Here is a 7,975-nt window from a genome sequence, read left to right as displayed (position 1 = left end):
ACTCGAAACTGGGATATCTGCCACCGACCGTCTATGAGCGGGCGATGGCGTCAAAACCACCTATCGAGGTGTCCGGAATTAGTTGACCACTGCAAGGGCCAAAGGCAAGAGCCCCTCACCCTAGCCCTCTCCCGGAGGGAGAGGGGACTGACCGAGGTGTGCTTACGCTATACGCCGACCTGAATTATCGGGTCGAACTCAGGCCCTGAAGCCAACAGCGTCCGGCCCCCTCTCCCTCGGGAGAGGGCTGGGGTGAGGGGCAGTCCCACCCCCCATCTCAAACCAAACCCAATAAAAAAGGCGATTCCCGCGGATCGCCTTTTTCATACCTGTCATCCACACACCTGTAGGAGCTGCCGAAGGCTGCGATCTTTTGACGTTGATCGCAAAAAACCAGATCAAAAGATCGCAGCCTGCGGCAGCTCCTACAGTGGAGATTTGCGGTGTGTCAGTGGACGGTGAGGACGATGCCCACTCTTGCGCGGGCGGGTAATCAGAACCCGAGGAGTGCGCAGGCGACGTTGTTGGAGCGGTTGGGTAGTCCGATTTTGCCGGTTAGCAGCTAAAAGCCCCTCACCCTAGCCCTCCCGAAACGTCGGACCGCCCGGAGGGAGAGGGGACTGATCGAGGTGTCTTACGCTATACGCCGACCTGAACAGCCGAGTCGAACTCAGGTTTGAAAATCATACAAATCGGCCCCCTCTCCCTCGGGAGAGGGCTGGGGTGAGGGGCAGTCCCACCCCAATCTCAAACCAAACCCAATAAAAAAGGCGATCCCAGCGGATCGCCTTTTTTGTACTTGATACACACCTGTAGGAGCTGCCGAAGGCTGCGATCTTTTGATCTTGATCCTGTAGAAACAAGATCAAAAGATCGCAGCCTTCGGCAGCTCCTACAGTGGAGATTTGCGGTGTGTCAGTGGACGGTGAGGACGATGCCCACTCGCGTCAGCCAATCGGCTTCGAGGCCAAAATCTGCCTGAGTCAGCTGATTTTCATCCAGCCAGTTCTCCGGGAATTCCACGTCCAGGGTGTCGCCTTTGGCATGCAACACCACCTGCGGCATCGCCTGTGTGCCACGGATGTGGTGGAACAGAATCGCAAAACGCAGCAGCACGCACAGGCGAATCAGCTTGGCGCCGTCGTCACCGAAGTCGGCGAATTTGTCTTTAGGAATGTTGCGGCGATGGCCGCGCACCAGCAGGGCGAGCATCTGTTGGTCTTCGCGGGAGAAACCGGCCAGATCCGAGTGCTCAATCAAATAAGCGCCGTGCTTGTGGTAGTGGTAGTGCGCAATGTCGAGCCCGACTTCGTGCACTTTCGCCGCCCAGCCGAGCAATTCGCGCCAGATGCCGTCGTCCAGCTGCCAGTCCACCGCGACCTGATCAAACGCGTGCAGGGCTTTGCGTTCAACCCGTGCCGCTTGTTCGACATCAACGTGATAGCGCTCCATCAGTGAGGTCAGGGTACGTTCGCGCACGTCTTCGTGATGATGGCGACCGAGCAGGTCATACAGCACACCTTCACGCAGAGCGCCTTCGCAGTGATCCATGCGTTGCAGTTCGAGCGCATCGAAGATTGCTTCGAGAATCGCCAGACCCGCCGGGAAAATCGCCCGACGATCCGGCTTGATGCCTTCAAAATCGATCTTGTCGGCATCTCCCAGTTTGAACAGACGACGCTTGAGCCACGCCAGCCCCTCGGCATTCACTTCGCCGGTGCCATGCCCGCCAGCCTTCAACGCGAGGCCGATGGCGCGGATGGTGCCGGAGGAGCCGATGGCTTCATCCCAGGTCAGGCGATGCAGGGCGTGTTCAATGCTCATGATCTCCAGTCGCGCCGCCGTGTATGCCTGGGCGTAACGGGCCGGGGTGATCTTGCCGTCCTTGAAGTAGCGTTGGGTGAAGCTGACGCAGCCCATTTGCAGGCTTTCGCGCAGCAATGGTTCGAAGCGCTGGCCGATGATGAACTCAGTACTGCCGCCGCCGATGTCGGCGACCAGACGTTTGCCCGGGGTGTCGGCGAGGGTGTGCGACACGCCGAGGTAAATCAGACGCGCTTCTTCACGGCCGGAGATGACTTCAACCGGATGGCCGAGGATTTCTTCAGCGCGGTGGATGAATTCGAGGCGGTTGCGCGCTTCACGCAAGGCGTTGGTGCCGACGATACGCACGGCGCCGAGCGGCATACCGTTGATCAGTTGGGCAAACCGCTTGAGGCAATCGAGGCCTCGCTGCATCGATTCTTCGTTGAGCTTGCGCTCATCGTCGATGCCGGCGGCCAGTTGCACCTTCTCGCCGAGGCGCTCAAGGATGCGGATTTCGCCGTTCTGGGCCTTGGCCACGACCATGTGAAAGCTGTTGGAGCCCAGGTCGATTGCGGCGATCAGGGACAAATTCTTGGCTTTGGATTGCGGCATGGTCAGGGGGTCTCGGTCGATAACCTCGACATCGTGCCACGATCAACGGCTGCCGCCAACGCACAGAGATCAAGGTTGATGCTGTAGATGGCTGATCGGATGCTGATCCGGGAATAGTGATTGCTGGGTTAGTTGATACAAAGAGTGACTTTATAAGCGGAATGTTTTCCTACGGCATATAAAGCTTTTTACCTAGGCGCTGCAGAACTTTTTCGGCAAGTGGTAATAACCTCTTCCTTCGCCATGTAAGTGCAATTTCCTACTGGCTTTGACACCGTGTCTTCTTCTTATTCGTAGGCAATGTCCTCAGACTGTGTAAGTCGGGTATGAGTGCTGGCGGTTGCCTGCTCGTACTCTTTTACAGGGATGAAGACTTCAACTGTGTTGAAGTCAATAAGCGTCAGGTGGAAAAGTTATGAAAACAATAAGTGCTTTAATGGCGGCTGCAGTGATTGCCAGCGTTTCTGTCAATGCTCAGGCGGCTATTGATCTACGGGTCAAGGGCACGATCGTGCCGGCCAGTTGTGTGCCGTTTCTGGAGGGCGGCGGCGTTGTCGATTATGGCAACATCGCGGCTGAAGATTTGAACCAGACTTCCTACACCGTGCTAGAGAAGAAGGAGCTCGTCTTCAACATCAACTGCCGGTCGCACACCAAGGTTGGGCTGAAGGCGCAGGACGGCAAAGGATTCAGTCAGGTTGCAGGCATTCTCGCCGCCACCATCGGCGCCGACTACACCGATAACTACAACTACGGTCTGGGTGCCACAGCGGATGGTGAGAATATTGGTGGTTACGCCGTTAACCTCAAGCCGGGCAGTTTCTACGCCGCCGGTACGCCAGTCAAAGTCATTACCTCGCTGGACAAAGGCACCAGCTGGATCGAAACAGCTACCGGTGCGGTCGGGCAAAACGACAATCTGGGGTCGTGGTCGCGCACCGTCGGATTGATCGTCCCTGTCTCTTTCATCACCCTGAGTGGAGTGATGGAAGTACAGGCGGTCATCAACAAAGCGTCAGAACTAACCATCAATAATGATGTGCCTCTGGATGGGTTGGCCACTTTTGAACTCAGTTATCTCTGATTGCTTTTGATGTGTTTGGCATGTTGCTCCCTCAGAGTGACATGTCGCACATGTTGTTACTTTTTAACTGACTGATTGCAAGCTTGTTGTCGCGAAATTTATTTGCTCGTGAGGGTTCGGTGTGGCTGAAATAATGTTTTCAACAAGAACAGTGTCCGTTGCCTTCATTATGTTGTTGTTTGTTGCAATTACATCGGCGCGCGCCGACGGTATGGTGCCGGAAACGACCGTGGTCATTCTTAATGAAGAGGACGGTGAAACCACCATCAATATAAAAAATACCGATGCGACGCCAGCCTTGTTGTACTCATCGATCGAGAACCTCCCGGAAGATTCCGAGTTTCTCGCGCTGGTAACCCCGCCAATCACCCGGGTAGAAGCCTCGGACAAACAATTGGTGCGGGTGATCGGGCAGTTCTCCGAACCGCTGAAAACCCAGCGCCTCAAACGCATCATTTTCGAAGGCGTACCCCCGAGAAAGCCAACAGACACGGCGTCCGTCGGCGTGACGATTCGGCAAAACCTGCCGCTGATCATTCATCCGCGGGGCCTGGCGAAAAATCCCACGCCGTGGACGCTGCTTGAGTGGTCGCTAGTGGGCGACGTCCTGCAAGTGCGCAATGAAAGCCCCTACGTCGTACGGCTATCCCAAGAGGTCGTGCTGACCCCGCAGAATCACGTCGCGGATATTGGTCGAACCTACGTGCTGCCGGGCGAAGTCCTGCAGCGCAAGCTTGATAAACAGCCGCAATCGGCTGCGGGAGTCACGTTTTACCCGGCAACGGTTTATGGCTTCACCGTCGACAGCTACGACGCTCGCCTCAATGTCCAAGGGCCTTGAAGCATGGCCAGCGGGGTTGCCCGAGCGGTGTGTCTGGCGGCGCTCGGTCTCTGTGAGCACGTACTCGCTGCGCAACCCCGGACGGTGGAGTTCGACACCGATGTACTCGGCAGTCGCGGCATCGATCCGGCCATGGCCGAGTATTTTCGGCTAGCTCCGCGTTTTAGCGAGGGCCGGCGCGTGGTGACACTGTTCGTCAATGGCCGTCAGAAGGGCTGGGCCGAGGCGCAGTTCGATACCGCCGGTGAGCTCTGTTTCACCCAAAGCCTGTTGGACAAGGCTGGATTACGCAGCCTCGATAAAAGCATCACCGACAGCCAGGGTTGTCTCGCTTTCCAGGCGCATTACCCACAGACACAAGTGACTTTGCGGCCGAATCAACAAGAAGTGCTTCTGTTGGTGCCAACCCATGCGCTGGCCGATGTGGCGCAAACGACCACAAATTTCACCCGTGGCGGCACCGCCGGGATGTTCAGCTACGACTTGTTGGGACTGGATAACGCGTCTTCGGCCGGCAGCAGTCGCTACATCTCGGCCTCAACGCTGGCCGGTTTCAACACGGCCGACTGGATCGTACGCAGTCGCCAGCAATGGAATTCCGGGCAGCAGACTGGCGGCGTCGAACACCTCTACAGCTATGCCCAGCGCGATCTGCAACGGCTGGATTCAACGTTGCAATTGGGCCAGATCAACACCAGCAGTCCACTGTTTGCCGGTGTGCCCATCACTGGCGCGCAGCTTTTTCCAGCCCAGAGCGCTGTGCGGCCAAGCGAATCCAGCGCCGCCGTCGATGGCATCGCCAACAGCTCATCGCGCATCGAAGTTCGCCAGTCCGGCGCGCTGATCTACAGCACATGGGTGCCACCAGGGCCGTTCAGCCTGAACGGTTTTGCTTTGCTCAACGGCAGCGATGATCTACAGGTGAAGGTCATTGGTGAGGACGGCGCGACAAGGGAGTTTGCGGTACCAGTCTCGGCGTTCCATCAAATCACCCAGGCCCGACCCGGCTATCACCTGGCGGTGGGAACCCTGCGTTCGCGAGCGGATGAACAGATCGACAATCAAACCGTCGCCACGCTCAGCGGCAGTTTGAGCTTGGGGCCAACGTCGCTGCTCAGCAGCGGCCTGATGACAACGCCAAATTATCAGGCGAGCGGCTGGGGCATCGATACGCGTCTGTTTCAGCACGCTGACCTGCGTTGGCGCGCAGTTTTAGCCCGGCAGGCCGACACCGATTCGCAGGGAGTGCAGCAGAGCCTTTCCATATCGAGCGCATTTTTCGAACGGGCCAGTTTCGGCCTCAGCGCCACACTGCGCAGCGAGCAGTACCGCGACGTACTCGATAACCAGGCCTACAGCGCCGATCAATTACAGCAGCGCTTCGCCAATCAATTCAGCGCGACGCTAGGTTGGGCGGATCCGCGGTGGGGCGGGTTCAGCGCTGCAATCAGCCGCAGCGCCTTGCACAACGGCGAGCACCGGCAACGCTTGAGCGGTTCGTGGGGCAAGGGATTCAAGCACGCCAGCGTGTCGTTCAACATCGAAGCCGAATCGAACGCGACGGCAATGCACCTGAGCATCGGCATTCCCCTCGGCGGCTCGCGCCAGTTGCGCACCTATGCCAACCATCGCGATACGCAAACGACGCTGGGCTCAGCGCTGAGCGAGCAAATCAACGACACGGTGAGTTATCGCTTGGGCGTCGACGGCGTCGGCGAGGCGCGCGGTTCGCGGCTGAACGCCAGCGTCGGCCTGCTTCCGCGCTATGCCCAAGTCGGGCTTGGCGTGAACCGCGACGCGGCGAGCAACAGTTACATGGGCCAGCTCAAGGGAGGCATCGCTGTGCACGAGGACGGCGTGACGTTTTCCCCTTATGCCATTCAAGACACCTTCGGCATCGCTTCCGTGGGAAATCTTTCGGGGGTGCAGTTAACGACGCCGTCAGGCCCGGTGTGGACGGACGGCGACGGGCGCGCGGTGATTCCCGGGCTGTCGGCGTACAGCCAAAGCCGCGTGCAAGTGATGACCCGGACGTTGCCGCGCCGGGTCGATCTGATCAATGGTTTCAAAGAAGTGCAGGCCGGACGCGGCTCATTCAATACGCTGGATTTCGAAGTGATCAGCGTGCGTCGTGTGCTGTTGCAAATTGTCGATGAGCAAGGACTGCCCATCAGCCGAGGCGCGTCGGTATTGACGGCGCAGGGGCAGTTGCTCGGGTCAGTCGTTGAGGGCGGCAAAGCGTTTTTGATTGATGTGCAGGGCGCGCAGACGTTGCACGTTCAGCTCGCCAACAACCGCCGCTGCGAGCTGCAACTGGAACCGCCGCCCGACACTCACAGCGATCGCTTGTATGAAGCCATGGAGGGCGTTTGCCATGCGCGCTAAATCAGCCGTCGCGCTAGTCATCTACCTGTGGATGACACCGATTTTCGCCGCTGACTGCGAATCACGCTTGAGCCAGTCCGAAGTCGATTACGGCCAATTACATCGCGGCGCATTCCCCGACCAACCCCTCGGCCAACATTGGGTAAATCTGGACACTCACCGACTCACCTTGACGGTGATCTGCCAGACGCCAACGCCAATCAAACTGCGCTTCAACGGCACCAGCGCGGGCCCGAATGTCTTCCGGTTAGGCCAACAGGGCCAATTCAGCCTGCGCATCAGCGACGCGGTAATAGACGGCAGCGCGGCGATGCTAACCCGCGATACCGACCCCCAGCCACGCGCGGAACAGCTATTCGATGCGGCGCAAACCATTCAATCGCAGCGCGCCCGGCACTTCACCGCGCAGATCGACGTTCAGGCGCAGCTGGACACCCGCCAGTTGCAGATACACGACGAAACCCTGTTCGAAGCCGCCGGCACATTCGAGTTGCTGCACGACTGAATGCTCAGCCCGCGTGCTCCACCGTGCCGATGAAGTTGGCCAGTTCCGCCGTCTGCGGATTGGCAAACAACAGCTTCGGATCGCCCACTTCATGCACCTTGCCGTGGTGCATGAACACCAGTTTGTCGCCCACTTCGCGGGCAAAGCGCATCTCGTGAGTGACCATGATCAGCGTCATGCCTTCCTTGGCCAATTGCCGCACGACGCTGAGCACTTCGTTGACCAGTTCCGGATCGAGTGCCGACGTAATCTCATCACAGAGCAAGACCTTCGGCGACATCGCCAATGCCCGGGCAATCGCCACGCGCTGCTGTTGGCCGCCGGACAGCCGATCCGGAAAGGCATCGAATTTTTCCCCGAGGCCCACCCGCTCGAGCATCTCGCGCGCCAGTTCCGCCGCTTTAGCTTTTGGCACTTTTTGCACCACTTGCGGCGCGAGCATGACGTTCTCACCGACGGTCAGGTGCGGGAACAGGTTGAACTGCTGAAAGACCATGCCGACTTTCTGCCGCAGGCTGCGCAGATCAGCGCGGGCGGCGTCGAGGTATTCGCCGTCGACTTCGATCACGCCGTCGTTGATCGATTCCAGACCATTAAGCGTGCGCAGCAGGGTGGATTTGCCCGAGCCGCTGCGGCCGATGATCGCCACCACCTGGCCTTCCTCGACGCTGAGGTCGATGCCTTTGAGCACGTGGTGATCGCCGTAGTATTTATGCAGGGCGGAAATTCTAAGCAGAGGCAT

General features: G+C 58.5%; 6 protein-coding genes. 4 read left to right on the top strand and 2 right to left on the bottom strand.

What is annotated here, in order from left to right:
- Positions 1–915: 915 nt before the first annotated feature.
- Entirely contained in the window at positions 916–2,418 is a 1,503-nt protein-coding gene (ppx, locus tag ACIP66_RS27720; protein WP_400652378.1) for an exopolyphosphatase, read from the bottom strand.
- A gap of 415 nt (positions 2,419–2,833) precedes the next feature.
- Between ppx and ACIP66_RS27715 the strand changes: the two genes are divergently transcribed.
- The 4 genes from ACIP66_RS27715 (at position 2,834) to ACIP66_RS27700 (ending at position 7,233) form a co-directional block, all read left to right on the top strand.
- Positions 2,834–3,502 carry a DUF1120 domain-containing protein gene (locus tag ACIP66_RS27715; RefSeq protein WP_400652375.1) on the top strand — a complete coding sequence of 223 codons (669 nt, stop codon included), beginning with the start codon at positions 2,834–2,836 and terminating at the stop codon, positions 3,500–3,502.
- Positions 3,503–3,623: 121 nt separating this feature from the next.
- Complete coding sequence (locus ACIP66_RS27710) at positions 3,624–4,343, top strand: fimbria/pilus chaperone family protein (protein ID WP_400652372.1); 720 nt, start codon at positions 3,624–3,626, stop codon at positions 4,341–4,343.
- A 3-nt stretch (positions 4,344–4,346) separates the two neighbouring features.
- A complete protein-coding gene (locus ACIP66_RS27705; RefSeq protein WP_400652369.1) occupies positions 4,347–6,728 on the top strand; it encodes a fimbria/pilus outer membrane usher protein in 2,382 nt (793 codons plus the stop codon).
- Positions 6,718–7,233, top strand: coding sequence for a hypothetical protein (locus ACIP66_RS27700; RefSeq protein ID WP_400652366.1), 516 nt, complete (start codon positions 6,718–6,720; stop codon positions 7,231–7,233). Before ACIP66_RS27705 ends, ACIP66_RS27700 begins: the two co-directional genes overlap by 11 nt.
- 4 nt (positions 7,234–7,237) lie before the next feature.
- Here the strand turns inward: ACIP66_RS27700 and ACIP66_RS27695 are convergent.
- Positions 7,238–7,975 (bottom strand): amino acid ABC transporter ATP-binding protein (locus ACIP66_RS27695; RefSeq protein WP_159814353.1); only part of this gene is annotated, 738 nt, incomplete at its 5' end.

This window comes from Pseudomonas sp. NPDC088429 (assembly GCF_044753305.1).
Taxonomy (GTDB): Bacteria; Pseudomonadota; Gammaproteobacteria; order Pseudomonadales; family Pseudomonadaceae; genus Aquipseudomonas; species Aquipseudomonas rustica.
The sequence above is the reverse complement of the archived record's forward strand: the minus strand, read 5'-3'. Positions and strand labels throughout refer to the sequence as shown.

Excerpts from the sequence above, each read along its gene's own strand:
- ACIP66_RS27700 (WP_400652366.1), top strand. The coding sequence starts at position 6,718 with ATGCGCGCTAAATCAGCCGTCGCGCTAGTCATCTACCTGTGGATGACA.
- ACIP66_RS27705 (WP_400652369.1), top strand. The coding sequence starts at position 4,347 with ATGGCCAGCGGGGTTGCCCGAGCGGTGTGTCTGGCGGCGCTCGGTCTC.
- ACIP66_RS27715 (WP_400652375.1), top strand. The coding sequence starts at position 2,834 with ATGAAAACAATAAGTGCTTTAATGGCGGCTGCAGTGATTGCCAGCGTT.
- ppx (WP_400652378.1), bottom strand. The coding sequence starts at position 2,418 with ATGCCGCAATCCAAAGCCAAGAATTTGTCCCTGATCGCCGCAATCGAC.